Origin of the sequence: Paucisalibacillus globulus, from assembly GCF_900184735.1 — a bacterium.
Lineage (GTDB): Bacteria > Bacillota > Bacilli > Bacillales > Amphibacillaceae > Ornithinibacillus > Ornithinibacillus globulus_B.
In genome coordinates this window covers 274,054-290,661 of record NZ_LT855395.1, presented here as the reverse complement: position 1 = coordinate 290,661, position 16,608 = coordinate 274,054, and the positions used below count along the sequence as shown (strand labels likewise).

Genomic DNA, 16,608 nt, shown 5'->3' with positions numbered 1-16,608 from the left:
GAGAAACATGATGGAATTTTTAGAAGGATTAGTTGGTGAAGCCAATGACATACTGTGGTCTTATGTACTTATCATTGTCCTGATTGGTTTAGGTTTGTACTTCACCATCCGAACTGGATTTGTTCAATTTGTTAACTTCAAAGAAATGTTGCGGGTAATCTTTGATAAGCGAGCAATCGATGCATCGGGTAAAAAAGGGACATCATCTTTTCAGGCTTTCGCAATCAGTGCTGCATCTAGGGTAGGTACAGGTAATTTAGCTGGTGTTGCTTCCGCTGTGGCAGTCGGAGGGCCTGGTGCAATCTTTTGGATGTGGGTTATCGCACTTTTAGGAGCGGCATCTGGTTTTGTAGAGAGCACTTTGGCACAAGTATATAAAGTGCCAGACCAGAACCAATACCGGGGTGGACCAGCCTATTATATGGAAAGAGGTCTTAAAAAACGTTGGCTTGGTGTTGTCTTTGCGGTCACGATTACCTTTACTTATGGACTAGTATTTAATTCAGTACAGTCTAATACCATTAGTCTCGCATTTGAAGGTGAATTTGCTGTTTCAGGCACCACAATGGCCATTGTATTAATCGTATTAACGGCAGCTGTTATATTTGGTGGGCTTAAATCAATCGCCAATGTGTCCCAAGTTATCGTTCCGGTAATGGCCATTATCTACTTACTTATTGCGTTCTATGTCGTCATTATTAATCTTGATGCAATGCCTGAAATGTTTTCTCTCATATTTGCCAATGCGTTTGGTTTGAAAGAAGTAGCAGGTGGAGGCTTCGGGGCAGCTATATTAATGGGAATAAAACGCGGGTTATTCTCTAACGAGGCTGGTATGGGGAGTGCACCGAATGCCGCAGCAACTGCTGAGGTAACTCACCCAGTTAAGCAAGGGTTAATTCAAGCATTAGGAGTGTTCTTTGATACATTATTAATTTGTTCTGCTACTGGGTTTATCATTATAACAGCAGGTGGTTATGCGGGTAGTGATTTAGACGGAATCCAATTAACTCAAAATGCATTTACACAACATGTTGGAGAATGGTCGGGAATTTTCATAGCAATTGCTATCTTCCTGTTTGCATATAGCTCCATATTAGGTAACTACTATTACGGCGAGAGTAATATTGGGTATATAAAAAATAGTCCGACCTGGTTATTCCTCTACCGATTAGCCGTACTTGCAATGGTGGCATTTGGTGCCCTAGCAAGCTTTGACTTTGTATGGGCATTAGCAGACTTGACTATGGCGATTATGGCATTAATTAACCTATATGCAATTGTGATGTTATATAAAATAGTCCACCGAGTGTTAGTCGACTATCGAAAACAACGTAAAGAAGGGAAAGATCCAGTATTTAACCGGGAAATCCTAGATGACCCATCAGGAGTTGAATTCTGGCAGACGGGTCAAGTGAAGGGTAATGATTAAGGGGAAAGCATCCGTATGGGGTTATGGCGGATGCTTTTTTCTTTTGAACACTTTATTAAGTGGTTTCAATTCAGAATGGGTAAACAAATGAGGTAAGGGGAGACTCTGTACATCATTTCAGCCCGAACTTCCTGATGAAGAGAAGAATGGTGCGCTCATATACATCATTTCAATATGATATTCCTGATGAAGAGAAGAATGGAGCACTCTTATACATCATTTCAATTTGATAGTCCTGATGAAGAGAAGAATGGAGCACTCATATACATCATTTCAGCCTGAACATCCCGATGAAGAGAAGAATGGAGCGCTCATATACATCATTTCAGCCCGAACTTCCTGATGAAGAGAAGAATGGAGTGCTCATATACATCATTTCAGCCTGAACTTGCTGATGAAGAGAAGAATGGAGCACTCATATACATCATTTCAATATGATATTCCTGATGAAGAGAAGAATGGAGCACTCATATACATCATTTCAATATGATATTCCTGATGAAGAGAAGAATGGAGCACTCTTATACATCATTTCAGCCTGAAATTCCTGATGAAAAGAAGAATGATGCACTTTCTTACATCATTACAACCTGAATTCTTTGCCAAAATGAACCATAGAGCAAATCCATACATCATCTCACCTTTTCCCAATTGAATAGAAGAACCCACATAAAATTACCTATTGAAACATCTTTAGAAAACGCTTACAATATGAATAGTAGGAAAATTTAAAATGAGGTGCAAGGATGAAATTCATTCACGCGCAATCTAATCAAAATTATATCGGAGGCTTGGTTTAAATACCAAGGCCTCCTTTTTATTTGCCTGCTTTATCATATTAAAGTGATGCAACAGAGGAGTGAAAAGAATGGTTGTATTAACGGGAAGAAGTCTGACTCTGGATGATGTGGAACGCGTGGTATTCCATGGTGAACAAGTCATGCTATGTGATATTCAAAGACAAAAGATTGATGCAAACCGCAGTACAGTTGAAACCATGTTACAAGAGAAAAGAGTAATGTATGGAATTAATACTGGATTTGGGAAGTTTAGTGACGTCATTATTAATGAGCAAAATTTAGAGGAGTTACAACTTAATCTCATCTATTCCCATGCTTGTGGGGTTGGGGAACCCTTTGATGAAAAGATTAGCTTATGTATGGTATTACTTCGGGCCAATGCCTTGGCACAAGGGTATTCAGGAGTTCGGCCGGCACTTGTGGAGCACTTAATTTCTATTGTGAATGCAAGGATATGTCCGGTTATCCCGCAGCAAGGATCACTTGGTGCTAGTGGTGACTTGGCACCACTTTCACACTTAGCATTAGTTCTTCTTGGGGAAGGGGAAGTATTTTACCAAGGGAAGCGGATGGTGACACAAGAAGCATTCCAATTAACTGGTTTACAGCCCATGACTTTGAAGGCTAAAGAAGGATTAGCGTTAATTAACGGGACACAAGCCATGACAGCAACTGGTGTAATGACGTATTTAGAAATGGAGAAATTACTGTATCAAAGTGAAATGGTAGCGGCAATGACAATGGAAGGACTCAACGGGATTATTGATGCATTTGACAGAGACCTTCACCATGTAAGAGGGCACCAGGAGCAAATAGATGTCGCGGAGAGAATGCGAGAGATTCTACATGATAGTAGACTCACTACTTCTCAAGGGGAAATACGGGTTCAGGATGCCTATTCCTTACGATGTATTCCACAAGTACTCGGTGCATGTTGGCAACCATTACATTATGCCAAGGAAAAACTAACGATAGAGATTAACGCCGTAACCGATAACCCATTAATCTTCTCCGATAATAACAAGGTGATTTCAGGAGGGAATTTCCACGGCCAACCAATTGCTTTTACGATGGACTTCTTAAAGTTAGGAATTGCAGAGCTTGCCAATATCGCCGAGCGTAGAATTGAGCGGCTCGTGAACCCACAATTAAATGACTTGCCAGCATTTCTCAGTCCGAATCCAGGTTTGGAGTCGGGGGCAATGATTATGCAATATAGTGCAGCATCACTGGTTTCAGAGAATAAGACATTGGCACATCCAGCTAGTGTGGACTCCATTCCATCATCTGCTAACCAGGAGGATCATGTCAGTATGGGGACCATTGCAGCAAGACATGCACTGGCTATGTTGCAAAATACAAGGCGCGTCATTGCCATTGAATTAATCTGTGCCATGCAAGCAGTAGAATATCGTGGAGTGGAGAAACTCTCCACAGAAACAAACAATTATTACACAAAAGCTAGAAAAATTGTTCCAAGCATCACGAAGGACCGTATCTTCTCGCGTGACATAGAAAATCTAACCCAATGGTTAAAAGAAGAAAATGAAAGTGACATTAAAAACCGAAAAGGAGAGGTGAATATATATGAATAAAGTAGAAGTGCGAGCTAAAAAGGGCTTGGAATTGGAGTGTAAGGGATGGGAACAAGAAGCGGCTTTAAGAATGCTGTATAACAATCTTGATCCGGAAGTAGCAGAAAACCCTGAGGAATTAGTTGTTTACGGGGGAATTGGAAAAGCAGCTCGTAATTGGGAAGCGTTTGAGGCAATTGTGAACACACTACGGAACCTTAAAAATGACGAAACTATGCTGATTCAATCTGGAAAGCCGGTTGGTGTTTTTAAAACGCATATACAGGCACCGAGAGTACTCCTTTCTAATTCTGTTCTCGTTCCGAAGTGGGCAAATTGGGAGCATTTTCATGAATTAGATCAAAAAGGACTTATGATGTATGGACAAATGACAGCAGGAAGTTGGATTTATATTGGTACACAGGGGATTTTACAAGGCACATATGAAACTTTTTCTGCGGTCGCTAAGAAACATTTTGGTGGTTCGTTAAAAGGGACGATCACCTTAACGGCAGGCCTTGGTGGAATGGGTGGAGCTCAGCCTTTAGCCGTGACGATGAATGAGGGTGTCGTGATTGCAGTTGATGTAGATAAAAGCCGGATTGAAAAACGGTTAAAAACAAAATATTGTGATGTGATGACAGATAGCATTGATGAAGCGGTAATGCTTGCAAATGAGGCCAAGGCAGAAGGAAAGCCATTATCTATCGCATTAGTTGGAAATGCGGCAGAAGTACACTTCAAGCTATTAGAGAAGAATATCAAAATTGATATTGTAACTGATCAAACCTCGGCACATGATCCATTAAATGGGTATATTCCGATTGGGTACACGGTGGAGGAAGCAGAAGTACTCCGGAAGTCCGACGCAGAGAAGTATATGGCACTTGCCAAGAAAAGCATGGCAAAACATGTGGAAGCAATGCTTACGTATCAAGACCATGGGTCGATTGTATTTGACTATGGAAACAATATACGTCAAGTGGCCAAGGACGAGGGGCTAGAAAATGCATTTAACTTCCCTGGTTTTGTTCCGGCATACATTCGTCCATTATTTTGTGAAGGAAAAGGACCTTTCCGCTGGGCTGCATTATCAGGTGATCCCGAGGATATCTACCGGACAGACCAGTTAATTAAAGAACTTTTCCCAGAAAATGAAGCACTACTTCGTTGGATTGATATGGCTCAGGAACGTGTGGCATTCCAAGGACTTCCATCACGTATATGTTGGTTAGGTTATGGTGAGAGGGTCAAGATGGGCCTTGCGATTAATGAACTTGTCAGAAAAGGGGAATTGAAAGCACCAATTGTTATTGGTCGTGACCATTTAGACTGTGGATCGGTTGCATCACCGAATCGTGAAACAGAAGGAATGAAAGATGGTAGTGATGCGGTTGGTGATTGGGCAGTACTGAATGCCTTAATTAATACTGCTGCAGGTGGCTCTTGGGTCTCCTTCCACCATGGTGGTGGTGTCGGAATGGGATATTCGTTACATTCAGGGATGGTTGCGGTAGCGGATGGCACAGACTTAGCCAAAGAAAGACTAGAAAGAGTATTAACTACGGACCCAGGAATGGGAATTATCCGCCATGCTGATGCTGGTTATGAAAGTGCCAGGGAGTTTGCAAATGAACATGAAATTAACATACCAATGAGGAGGTAATCACGTGCAAGTAGATATACTCATAACAAATATTGGTGAACTACTACCAATGGACAAAAAAGGACCTGCTAAAGGGGTTGAAATGTCCGACTTAACGGTGTGGAACAATGCGGCAATTGGTATAAAAGAAGACACAGTAGTATGGCTTGGCTCTACAGAGGAAGCTAGTATTTTAGAAGCCACACAAACTATTGATGCCAAAGGAAGATTAGTAACACCAGGCTTAGTAGAACCACACACTCATCTCGTATTTGGAGGTTCTCGTGAAAGAGAAATGGCGCTAAAGCAGCAAGGTGTTCCGTACTTAGAAATTTTAAAGCAAGGTGGTGGTATTTTATCTACAGTACGGGCTACTCGAGCCACTTCCTACGGCGATCTATTAGAAAAAGCGTTATTTCACTTAGACCGGATGGCGACATATGGAATTACAACGGTCGAGGCAAAAAGTGGATATGGTCTTGACCGTGAAACAGAATTGAAGCAATTAAGAGTGGCAAAAGAAGCAAATGAAAAACACCCACTCGATATTGTCTCTACATTTTTAGGGGCACATGCAATTCCACCTGAGTATAAGGAGAATCCAGAGGCATTTTTAAATGAAATGGTAGAGATTCTAGATGAAATCAAACAAGAGGAATTAGCAGAGTTTGTTGATATTTTTACGGAGACAGGTGTGTTCTCTGTACCAGAGTCAAGACGCTACTTGATGAAAGCAAAAGAAAAAGGATTTGGATTAAAAATACATGCCGATGAAATTGATCCACTAGGTGGAACAGAATTAGCCGTGGAACTTGGTGCGGTTAGTGGAGATCATTTGGCAGTAGCATCTGATGAAGGAATTGAAAAGCTAGCAAACTCAGATACGATTGGTGTTATCCTGCCAGGAACAAGCTTTTACCTTGGAAAAGAGGATTATGGTAGAGCAAGAGAAATGATTGATGCTGGAGCAGCAATCGCTATTTCAACCGATTTTAATCCAGGTAGCTCGGTGACGGAGAATTTACAGCTGATTATGTCCATAGCTGCACTAAAGCTAAAACTTTCACCAGAAGAAATATGGCATGCAGTAACAGTTAATGCCGCCTATGCTATTGGTCGAGGAGATGTTGCTGGAACAATAGCGGTTGGAAGAAAAGCAGATATTGTCCTGTGGGATGCGCCGAATTACCTCTATATACCATATCATTATGGGGTGAATCATACTAATACTGTCATTAAAAACGGTAAAGTGATCTATGAAAGGCCGGCGATACGATGAGTGAATTTCGTCATTTAAAACCTGCGGGAAAAGCAATATTTACAGACCGTTACACCAAGAAGGCAAAGGAATTATTGACGACATGGTCAAAAGATGAAAAGGGAGCATTTGGATTAGTAGGTTTACCATTATCAAAGCCATCTATTAGTCACTCCGGAGCAGCCTTTGCTCCGGGAACAATTAGAGATTCTTTACAGAGCTACTCGGTTTACTCTGGTGAACAAACGTTTGATTTAACAGATCAAGTTATAGACTTTGGGGATTTGGAAATGCATCCTACCGATATTGTAGAAAGTCAGAAGAGACTATATGAAGGGCTACTTGATATCTATCAAACAGAAGCTGCAGATAATTGGATCTTACTAGGAGGGGATCATTCAGTTAGTTATTCTGCCATTAAAGCCTTTAAGGAGCAGTATGGTCAGGTTGGGATTATCCAATTTGATGCACATCATGATTTACGAAATACGGAGGACGGTGGACCGACAAACGGGACTCCTTTTCGGAGGTTACTAGAAGATACTATTATTTCTGGAGAGAATCTTGTACAAATTGGTATTAGAGATTTTACCAATGCTAAGGCCTATCATGAGTATGCCAAAGAAAAACATGTAACCGTGTATACCATGGGAGATGTTCAAGAAAAAGGAATAAAATCTATTCTAGAAACTGAGATTGAAAGATTAGCGAAGCGCGTGGATTATATCTATCTGTCAGTTGATATGGATGTCCTTGATCAAGCATTTGCACCCGGCTGCCCAGCAATAGGACCAGGAGGAATGGACAGTATGACATTACTCCAAGGAATTAACCTAGCAACCCAGTACGAATCAGTCAAAGCAATGGATATCGTAGAAATTGACCCAACTATAGACTTTCGGAATATGACTAGTAGAGTAGCGGCGTATGTAATGTTGGAGTTTATGAAAGGAAAAAAAGTAAATAAACAGTAGCATGCATGGATCTCTATGCTTGGCTACTGATTCCTGGGTTGTTATCTGTGTGAATGTTGTTAATCAGACAAGTGATAGATTCAATGCGGTTATTACTACTAAAGTTTATTGAAGAATGTAGTGGTAGGATACCGCTACGGCAGAATATTCCGCTTTCCGCGGGCGGCTGGTGAGCCTCCTCGTGCTTTCTTCTTTAGGGGTCTCACCTATGCCTATCCTCCCGCAGGAGTCTCCATATTCGGCCTACGCTAGTATTCGTTTCTATACAAGTGTATTTTATAACTTAATATCCAATTATAAACACTCTATACTAGTGAAGGAAATACACGGAGACTCCTACGGGAATAGCACGTGTCCGAAGACCCCGCAGAGGCGACTTTCCCTCGAGGAGGCTGAGGCCGTGCCCGTGGAAAGCGGAGTGTATTTTCGTAGCGGGCATGATGCTCTATCCAAAATGCTAATTTACTACTTAGTTTCTATTAGTTGTGAAAGTAACAGTTAGAATTCAACTTTACTTTTCTACAACATCATCGACTTCATCCGAGCCGATCCATTCATTTGCCCAACTCTGAATATCCTCAATAACAGGACGTAACGACTCACCTTTTTTAGACAAGGTATATTCAATACGAACCGGGAATTCAGAATAAATATTACGGTCAACAATACCTTCTTTTTCTAACATTTTAAGGCGGTCAGATAGTAATCTGCCACTGACAGGTAAATTGGACTCCATCTCAGAAAAACGCTTCGGTCCATCTAGTAATTCAAAAAGAATTAATCCGACCCAGCGTTTACTAATAATTTGCATAGCTTTTTCAAAACGTGGACATAATTCACTCATGATAATCCACCTCACATTTCTAATCGAAAGAATTCATTAGCTTACAAAAAGTAACTACTAGAATTGTATCATAAAAGAGGGAACGGTGTAAAATACCAATAATTACAAATCGACTAATCTCGTATATTTGTAGTTGGATATTTTGCGAATTTATGAAATAATAACGATATGCGAAATAATTTTTTATTTGGAGGTTTTTTTAATGGTATCTCAACAAATTCAAGAGAAATATGCAGAATTAGCCCTTCGCACAGGAGTTAATTTGCAAAAAGGGCAAGCATTAATGATAAATTCCTCTATCGAGGGAGCTGACTTCACCAAAATCGTTGCTAAAAAAGCATACGAATTAGGTGCAAAGGATGTACATATTAATTGGGGAGACGATGATCTAACTCTTTGGAAATATCAATATGCTCCTGATGAAGTAATTGGTGAATTTCCTGAGTGGAGAGTAAAGCTTCACGATATGTATGCTGAGGACGGGGCTGCAGTACTTTCCATTCGTTCAACAAATCCAGATCTTTTAAAAGATATCGATCCGACAAAAGTTGCTAAAGCAAATAAAGCTGCAGCACAAGCAATGACAAATTTCCGCAAGTATACGATGAATGATAAAATTACTTGGTCCATTATCTCCATCCCGACTGGTGATTGGGCACAGAAAATCTTCCCTGACAAGTCTCGTGAAGATGCAATTGCAAGCCTTTGGGAAGCAATCATTAAGATTGTACGTGTTGACCAAGAAGATCCAATCAAAGCATGGGACGAGCATAATGAAACATTAAAAACGGCACGCGAAGTGTTAAATGATAAGAATTATAAGAAGTTAGTCTTTAAAGCACCTGGAACAGATTTAGAAATGGAACTTCCAGAAGGCCATATTTGGAAAGGTGGTTCCGCTGTATCGGAAAAAGGAATCACATTCAATCCGAATATGCCAACAGAAGAAGTATTCTCCATGCCACATAAATATGGTGTAAATGGTACAGTATCAAGTACGAAGCCATTGAACTATGGTGGTAGTTTAATCGACAACTTCACTTTAACGTTTAAAGATGGTAAAGTAGTTGATTTCAAAGCTGAACAGGGAGAAGATACCCTAAAACATTTACTAGAAACAGATGAAGGTGCTAGCCGTCTAGGTGAAATCGCACTAGTACCACATGAATCACCTGTATCACAATCAGGTTTACTTTTCTATAACACGCTATTTGATGAAAATGCATCTTGTCATGTTGCTTTAGGAAAAGCATATCCAACGAATGTAAAAGGTGGATCTGCAATGAGTGATGAAGAGCTTGATAAAGCTGGAGTAAATGACAGCTTAACACATGTTGACTTTATGTTTGGATCAGAGCAATTAGATATTGATGGTGTAAAAGCTGATGGTACAACAGAAGCTGTATTCCGTAATGGAACTTGGGCATTAGATATTAAAAATAAATAACGTAAAGAGAACCTGTTACACGGTTACGTGTAGCAGGTTTTTTTATGTGGAGGGTTTTCGGAGTTTTCTAATAATAGTGAAACCATTTCTAGAAATAAACGTATGGAATTGTAACAACTAGGGATTAGAGGAGACTCATTATGTTTAAAAATTATAAGAAATATATTTTCATTGCCGTTGGTATTATGGGATTTATTCTTAGCTTTGTTTTTTATTATAACAAGGTTGTACAGCCGCAAACCGATAGAGAAGAGTTAGTGGGGGAGAAGGTAAATGTTGATATCACAGAAGATCAGATATATAGCAATATCGTAGCATTTGCGAAGCTTTATGGTTATGTTCGTTATTTTCATCCAAGTGATGAAGTAGCAAGTTTAAGTACAAGAGAATGGAATCAATTTGCTATATATGGAGTTAGTAAGGTGAAACAATCCGCAAGTGAAGAAGAATTGAAAGAAACATTAGAGGAGCTATTTGTTCCAATTGCACCGACAATCCAACTGTATATGGATAATCAAACCCCAGAGCAACCTGCTGAATATAAGGATGGCAGTGAAGTAATTGCTTGGCAACATTACGGATTAGGTACGATTGAGGGTGGAGAAAGTCTCTACAAGAGTCAACGTACTATTGCCATAGTAAAAGATAATGGGTACGAAGTAGAAAACAATCGTTTGTTTGAAGAATTTCCAACTATTAATGAAACCATAAACGAAAAGATAAGTCCTAACATATATACATCCGTACCACTGGTTCTATACAAGAATGAAAGTGGAACCGTTGGAAGTAGTGAGGAGAGTAAAGCTAAACTCAAGAATCTTAAAGAGAACTTTATAAATCTTGATATGACTTCCAAAAACGAAGATGTTCGCTATGCGGATATAATCATAACCTGGAATACTCTAAACCATTTCTATCCGTACTTTCATGTAACAGATTCAAATTGGGAGAAACAATTATTACCTGCACTTAAAGATGTTGGAGATAATGGGAATAGAAATGATTATGTACGATCCGTTATGCGACTTTTTGAAAAGACAGGGGATGGACACGCCTTTCATACATTAGACACCTTTAATCTATTTGATCCTAAGTATCCATTTATGGTGGAGATGGTTGAAGATAAACTAATTATTACAGTTGCAAGTGAGGAATCGGAATTATTGCCAGGTGATGTTATTTTGTCAATTAATAATCAGGACACTACTAACTATTTAGAAGAGCTTAGAGAGATTATTCCAGGTTCTCCTCATTTTAAAGATATTATCTTGGGCCAAATGATTCGCCATGAAGAACGTGCTGATTTGCAAATAGAACGAGAAGGGAGAATATTCGAAGTAACAGTTAAACCTAGTATTAATTCTTCACAACTAGATTTGTTTAATCGTAACAACGAAGAATCATTTAAAGAAATAGAGGATGAGATCTACTATATCGACTTTTTCCGTTTCGATGAATTGGAAAATCAGATGGAAACACTTCTCAATGCAAAGGGCGTTATATTTGACCTAAGAGATTTTAGATGGGATGTACAAAAAGCCGCAGATATGGAAGAAATTATTGCAAGACTCACTAACAAACCTGTTCAATCCCCTATAGCACGAGTAATGAAAACGATATACCCGGATCAAAAAGAGGTTACATTTGATGAACTACCGAGATATTCGCTTCAACCAAAGGATCCTAAATTTAAAGGGAGAGTAGTATTTCTCACCTTTGCAGGGAACATGAGTAACCAAGAATTCTTACTTGGACAGATTAAAGATAACCAATTAGCAACTATAATTGGGCAACCAACTGCTGGGGCAGACGGTAATGTCCAAGTATTTGATATCCCGGGTAATTTGACTGGGGTATTTACAGGGATGGAAATTCTAAATAATGATCGAACCCAAACTCATATGGTTGGGATTCAGCCAGACATTCTAGTGGAAAGAACGTTAGAAGGAATTCAGAACGGAGAAGACGAATATATAACGAGAGCGCTGGAATATATATTAGAGGAGAATGAATCATGGATGTATTAAAGCAAAACAGTATAGCATGGGACAAAAAGGTGGAAGACGGGGGCAATTACACAAGACCTGTAAGTTCAGAAACCATTGAAAAGAGTAGGGCAGGGGACTTTGGAATTGGAGTGACAGCAGGGAGAATGGTTCCAAGACATTGGTTTCCTAAAATCTTAAGCGGCTTGAAAGTACTTTGTTTAGCATCTGGTGGTGGCCAACAAGGTCCGGTACTAGCTGCTGCAGGCGCGGATGTCACGGTTGTAGACCTGTCTTTGAAACAATTAGAACAAGACCAGTATGTGGCTAAACGAGATGGACTAACACTCCAAACTATCCAAGGAAGTATGTCAGATCTTCACTTTTTCGAGGATGAATCGTTTGATTTAATTGTACATCCTGTATCAAATGTATTTGTTGAAAATGTACTACCGGTTTGGAAAGAGGCCTCTAGAGTATTAAAAGATAAGGGCATCCTTATTGCAGGAATTACGAATCCACTCCTCTATATTTTTGATGATGAAGAAGAGGATAAAGGGAATCTGATTGTTAAACATAAAATCCCGTATTCTGACTTAGAGACCCTAACAGAGGAGAAACTGGAGCAATATAGGGAATCTAAGCGCGCATTAGAATTTGGGCATAGTTTAGAAGATCAAATCCAAGGACAAATTGATGCAGGTTTTGTAATTACAGGATTCTACGAAGATAACTTCGGTGGAAGTCGGATGCTAGATCACTATATTAATACGTTTATTGCAACAAGAGCTATGAAAATAAAGGTAGATTAGATATTAAGAAATAGAAAATAATATCTATTGATTCTGTTCAAACTAGAGTGAGTATATTCTCTAGTTAGGGTGGATGTTTGGATGGATTTCTTCAGTTCTCAAGAGACATTAACTTGGGTTCAATGGACATTAAGAGCATTGGTTGGCTTTACATTTTTTGTTGTGGTTGTAAAGGTCATGGGTCAGCGTACAATATCACAAGTTGGCCTACTGGACTTTGTTATTGTATTACTAATTGGTAATATTATTGCCCACCCCCTATCAGATGAAGGGCTTGGATTAGAAGGATCTATGATTACGATGGTTGTTATTTTAGTGCTGTACTTACTCGGAATAGGGCTGAGTCTTCGATTCCCGGGCATAAGAAAGTTATTTATTCCTTCTCCTTTACCCCTAATAGAAAACGGGTCGATTATCTATAAGAATTTAAAGAAAGTCCGAATTTCAATTGATATTTTAATGGCAGAGTTAAGGAAGAATAATACAGAGGACATTCAGAAGGTCGCTCTTGCCCTATGGGAACCAGGTGGAACCGTCTCTATCTTTCTAAAATCTGAACACCAGACACTAACACCTGCTACATTTGGAAAAATGGTTAAGCCCTTTAAGCTTCCTATAACAGTCATTAAAGAAAAGAAGATTGATTATAAAGCTTTAGAGCAAATTGGAAAAGACGATGCTTGGCTTCTACATAAAATCGCGAGTATATATGAACATGCAGAATTGAGTGATATATTACTAGCAACCGTTGATGATAGTGGAGAAGTTAACGTTGTGTTTTATTAGGATACAAAATAAACGGAGAAGTGCAAAACACTTCTCCAAAATGATGTATTAGTTTTTACGAAAGTAATCCAAATAAGCTTGGAATATTTCTATACCTTGGTAAGAAATCAACATTAGGGCAGATAAAGAAAAGAACCCCATCATAATAAAACGAGCCCACATCATATATATTCCTCCTCCTTAAATTTATATTTAAAATAAATTCGAAGGAGAAGTGATCAAATAACTCGATTGATGGAAAACTGGGAAAAGCAGGGTAAGTCTCTTGAAAAGTTGAATAATACAATTGAAGGAAAAGGTAACAATTAATATTAGTGTTGCAAAAAGTTCATAGTTAAAGTGGTGTCCCTTTTGTTTTACATCACCATCAACCGGATGGAGATCCCCTGGAACAGAGGAACTGATTGTTTCTGTTTCTTGAATCACTAATGGATTATCGAGTTTCATATCCAGAAATCCAACCAAACAGGAGTATGTTAGGACGGAAATAAGTATCGTTAGGGCAAAGTATTTCTTCAACATATAGCCCCCTTTTAAATGGTGGTATCTATTATACACAGAAACGAAAATAATTAGAAGTCGAAAGAAAAAAAGGGAGTGCCATTGCACTCCATGAACTACATCAATCCGTTTTTCACCAATACAGCTTTTATCTTCAAGTAATCATAACCCTCTGGCAATGCTTCCTTTAGTGGTTTAAGTTTTGGTTCATCTATTTCTTCTCTTGCAGCTAAGATAGTGGCTTCTTCTGCTTCATTAAAGAAGATATTCCATGCAATGGGGTATCCATCTTGAAACGCTTTAAACAAATGATTTTCAACTGTAATGGTCGTCATCTCACGTATGGCAGCAATGTCCTTAATGGACTTCCCTGTTTGAAATAGTTTATAGCTAACTAGATGACTAGGTCCTTCTTCTTCCTTTTTCTTCGGTTTTGGAGGTGGTGTCGAACCGGATATTTTCACTCTAGTTTTCGCTTCTGGATGTTCGTCTCGCCACTTTTTAATTACCTCTAAGAATACTTCACCATATTGCTCATATTTCTTCTCCCCAATTCCTTTAACTTCAAGCATATCCTCCTTGGTAACGGGGAAATACCTACTAAGCTCTTTAAGTGTTGCATCTGAAAATAACACATAAGGAGGAACATTAAGTTCGTCAGCCATTTGTTTTCTTTTAGCGCGTAAGTCTTCAAATAAGTCCTTATGGTAGTCATCGTTTTCACTTGTTGGGATAGGAGCAGTATACATTTCAACGTTTCGTTTCCCTTTCAACACATCGATAGAAGCCTGATTTAATTTAAGTGTTGGAAACTTTCCTTCCTCTGTACCTAACATCTGCTCTGCAACTAGAAAGTGGATGCGCTCAGTAATCTCTTTTTCAGTGTAAGCTGATAATAACCCATAGGTTGATAGAGTATTCAGTCTGAATTCTAGAAGTTTTTTATCTTTGGATCCTTTTAGCACTTTCGCTGTCATGCTGACACCAAATCGTTCACCCATCCGTTTGACACAGGAAAGTATCATTTGTGCTTCTTCTGTAATATCTGTTTTCTCGACCTTCTCTACACAATTACTACATCTACCACAATTTTCGAATGGAGAACTATCCTTAAAGTAATCTAAAATAAAGCTACTCAGGCAACCTTGTGTATGGCAGTAGTTGACCATGGATTGAAGTTTCCGGTATTCATTTTGCTTGGCAACATCATCCATCAAGGACTGTTCAATGAGAAACTTTTGTAACTGAATATCTTGTGGGGAAAACAATAGGATACAGTCACTAGCTTCTCCATCTCGTCCTGCTCTACCTGCTTCTTGATAATAAGATTCGATATTCATTGGCATCGCATAATGAATCACATAGCGTACGTTTGACTTATCAATTCCCATACCAAAAGCATTTGTCGCAATCATAACTGGTTTCTCATCATGTATAAATGCAGCTTGTGCTTGCTTACGAGCTTGCTCAGACATACCAGCATGATATTTTGCTACTTGTACACCGCGACTATCAAGCTGGTCAAATAGTGCATCTGCTTGTTTACGGGTAGCGGTGTAGATAATACCAGATTTACCAGAGTGTTCTTCAAGAAAGGAGCGAATATAGCTTGTCCGGTCTTTCCCTTTGACAATATGAAAAGCAAGATTGTCACGGGCAAAGCCAGTATTGATGACATTTTGTTGATCGATATGTAGTAATTCCTGAATATCTGAAATTACTTCTTCTGTAGCTGTTGCTGTAAGGGCCATGCAAACTGGAATATTACCAATCTGTTTTAGGTTCGGAACAATGGAGCGATAGCTTGGGCGAAAATCATGTCCCCATTGGGAAATACAGTGTGCCTCATCAAAAGCAACCAGCGAAATCTTAATTCGCTTGATCACATTCACAAACCCGTAAGACTCAAATCGTTCCGGTGCAACATAGACGAACTTGAATCGTCCATCGGCAATTCCGGCCATACGATTGTCCTGTTCTTCATTGGTTAAGGAACTGTTAATAAAAGTTGCGGGAATTCCTAAAGCTAGGAGAGAGTCTACTTGGTCTTTCATAAGTGATATTAATGGGGAAATGATGATAGCGGTTCCGTCTAAAGTCAACCCAGGTACCTGATAGCAAATCGATTTACCGCCACCGGTTGGCATGACCGCTAATGTGTTGGTTGTTCTGACAACTCGTTCGATAATTTCTTTTTGCCCCGGTCTGAAAGATTCATATCCAAAATAGGTTTTTAATACTTTTTCTTGTTCTAGGATCATGACATTACTCCTCTCACCTGTATATCCTACCATATATTTTAGTGAGAAACGAGTTGATAAAATTAGCAAATATACCCTATCCCTGATATGAAAAGCTAACAATTTAGTAATAAAAAATGAAAAGTATAAAATCTCTTTTGCGACATAATTAAATAATTCATAAAAAGAGGATAATAGTAACACTAAGTTCATTTTGTTAATAAAACGTATTAATTTTTAAGGAGCAATTAGTTTACTTTTTTTAAATGGACAATTAGAATGACCATATATTTTATTTTATAATAGGGGG

12 protein-coding genes are annotated in these 16,608 nt (G+C 39.0%); 9 read left to right on the top strand and 3 right to left on the bottom strand.

Features of this window, described 5'->3' with window-relative positions; translation table 11 throughout:
* The first annotated feature begins 10 nt into the window (after window positions 1-10).
* The 5 genes from BN999_RS15665 (at window position 11) to hutG (ending at window position 7,683) form a co-directional block, all read left to right on the top strand.
* Window positions 11-1,432: an alanine/glycine:cation symporter family protein gene (locus BN999_RS15665; protein ID WP_096272870.1), complete on the top strand. Its 1,422-nt coding sequence runs from the start codon at window positions 11-13 to the stop codon at window positions 1,430-1,432.
* Between the two features lie 868 nt (window positions 1,433-2,300).
* Window positions 2,301-3,827, top strand: a complete 1,527-nt coding sequence (gene hutH, locus BN999_RS15660) for a histidine ammonia-lyase (RefSeq protein ID WP_096272868.1) — start codon at window positions 2,301-2,303, stop codon at window positions 3,825-3,827.
* On the top strand, window positions 3,820-5,472 hold the full coding sequence (hutU, locus tag BN999_RS15655) for a urocanate hydratase (protein ID WP_096272866.1): 1,653 nt from the start codon (window positions 3,820-3,822) through the stop codon (window positions 5,470-5,472). The genes hutH and hutU overlap by 8 nt, the downstream gene beginning before the upstream one ends.
* Window positions 5,473-5,521: 49 nt before the next feature.
* Window positions 5,522-6,730 (top strand): imidazolonepropionase, encoded by a 1,209-nt coding sequence (hutI, locus tag BN999_RS15650; RefSeq protein WP_217988494.1) that lies wholly within the window; start codon window positions 5,522-5,524, stop codon window positions 6,728-6,730.
* Window positions 6,727-7,683: a formimidoylglutamase gene (hutG, locus tag BN999_RS15645; protein WP_096272862.1), complete on the top strand. Its 957-nt coding sequence runs from the start codon at window positions 6,727-6,729 to the stop codon at window positions 7,681-7,683. The genes hutI and hutG overlap by 4 nt, the downstream gene beginning before the upstream one ends.
* A 511-nt stretch (window positions 7,684-8,194) precedes the next feature.
* Here the strand turns inward: hutG and BN999_RS15640 are convergent.
* A complete protein-coding gene (locus tag BN999_RS15640) occupies window positions 8,195-8,527 on the bottom strand; it encodes a winged helix-turn-helix transcriptional regulator (RefSeq protein ID WP_303621466.1) in 333 nt (110 codons plus the stop codon).
* Between the two features lie 202 nt (window positions 8,528-8,729).
* On the opposite strand from BN999_RS15640, the gene BN999_RS15635 reads away from it, so the two are divergent.
* The 4 genes from BN999_RS15635 to BN999_RS15620 all read left to right on the top strand — a co-directional run bounded on the left by BN999_RS15635 (window position 8,730) and on the right by BN999_RS15620 (window position 13,557).
* Complete coding sequence (locus BN999_RS15635) at window positions 8,730-9,974, top strand: aminopeptidase (RefSeq protein ID WP_096272860.1); 1,245 nt, start codon at window positions 8,730-8,732, stop codon at window positions 9,972-9,974.
* A gap of 140 nt (window positions 9,975-10,114) precedes the next feature.
* Window positions 10,115-12,001, top strand: coding sequence for a S41 family peptidase (locus BN999_RS15630; protein ID WP_096272858.1), 1,887 nt, complete (start codon window positions 10,115-10,117; stop codon window positions 11,999-12,001).
* Window positions 11,989-12,771, top strand: coding sequence for a class I SAM-dependent methyltransferase (locus BN999_RS15625; protein ID WP_096272856.1), 783 nt, complete (start codon window positions 11,989-11,991; stop codon window positions 12,769-12,771). Before BN999_RS15630 ends, BN999_RS15625 begins: the two co-directional genes overlap by 13 nt.
* A gap of 81 nt (window positions 12,772-12,852) precedes the next feature.
* Complete coding sequence (locus tag BN999_RS15620) at window positions 12,853-13,557, top strand: DUF421 domain-containing protein (RefSeq protein ID WP_096272854.1); 705 nt, start codon at window positions 12,853-12,855, stop codon at window positions 13,555-13,557.
* Between the two features lie 192 nt (window positions 13,558-13,749).
* On the opposite strand, the gene BN999_RS15615 is transcribed toward BN999_RS15620, so the two are convergent.
* Together BN999_RS15615 and recQ are read right to left on the bottom strand one after the other, a co-directional pair.
* Window positions 13,750-14,076 (bottom strand): hypothetical protein, encoded by a 327-nt coding sequence (locus tag BN999_RS15615; RefSeq protein ID WP_096272852.1) that lies wholly within the window; start codon window positions 14,074-14,076, stop codon window positions 13,750-13,752.
* A gap of 98 nt (window positions 14,077-14,174) precedes the next feature.
* Window positions 14,175-16,319 (bottom strand): DNA helicase RecQ, encoded by a 2,145-nt coding sequence (gene recQ / locus BN999_RS15610; RefSeq protein ID WP_096272850.1) that lies wholly within the window; start codon window positions 16,317-16,319, stop codon window positions 14,175-14,177.
* Between the last annotated feature and the right edge of the window lie 289 nt (window positions 16,320-16,608).

Bases quoted from the DNA above. Each gene is read 5' to 3' on its own strand.
- BN999_RS15620 (WP_096272854.1), top strand. From the start codon at position 12,853: ATGGATTTCTTCAGTTCTCAAGAGACATTAACTTGGGTTCAATGGACA.
- recQ (WP_096272850.1), bottom strand. From the start codon at position 16,319: ATGATCCTAGAACAAGAAAAAGTATTAAAAACCTATTTTGGATATGAA.
- BN999_RS15630 (WP_096272858.1), top strand. From the start codon at position 10,115: ATGTTTAAAAATTATAAGAAATATATTTTCATTGCCGTTGGTATTATG.
- BN999_RS15625 (WP_096272856.1), top strand. From the start codon at position 11,989: ATGGATGTATTAAAGCAAAACAGTATAGCATGGGACAAAAAGGTGGAA.
- hutG (WP_096272862.1), top strand. From the start codon at position 6,727: ATGAGTGAATTTCGTCATTTAAAACCTGCGGGAAAAGCAATATTTACA.
- hutI (WP_217988494.1), top strand. From the start codon at position 5,522: ATGGACAAAAAAGGACCTGCTAAAGGGGTTGAAATGTCCGACTTAACG.
- BN999_RS15635 (WP_096272860.1), top strand. From the start codon at position 8,730: ATGGTATCTCAACAAATTCAAGAGAAATATGCAGAATTAGCCCTTCGC.
- hutU (WP_096272866.1), top strand. From the start codon at position 3,820: ATGAATAAAGTAGAAGTGCGAGCTAAAAAGGGCTTGGAATTGGAGTGT.
- hutH (WP_096272868.1), top strand. From the start codon at position 2,301: ATGGTTGTATTAACGGGAAGAAGTCTGACTCTGGATGATGTGGAACGC.
- BN999_RS15665 (WP_096272870.1), top strand. From the start codon at position 11: ATGGAATTTTTAGAAGGATTAGTTGGTGAAGCCAATGACATACTGTGG.
- BN999_RS15640 (WP_303621466.1), bottom strand. From the start codon at position 8,527: ATGAGTGAATTATGTCCACGTTTTGAAAAAGCTATGCAAATTATTAGT.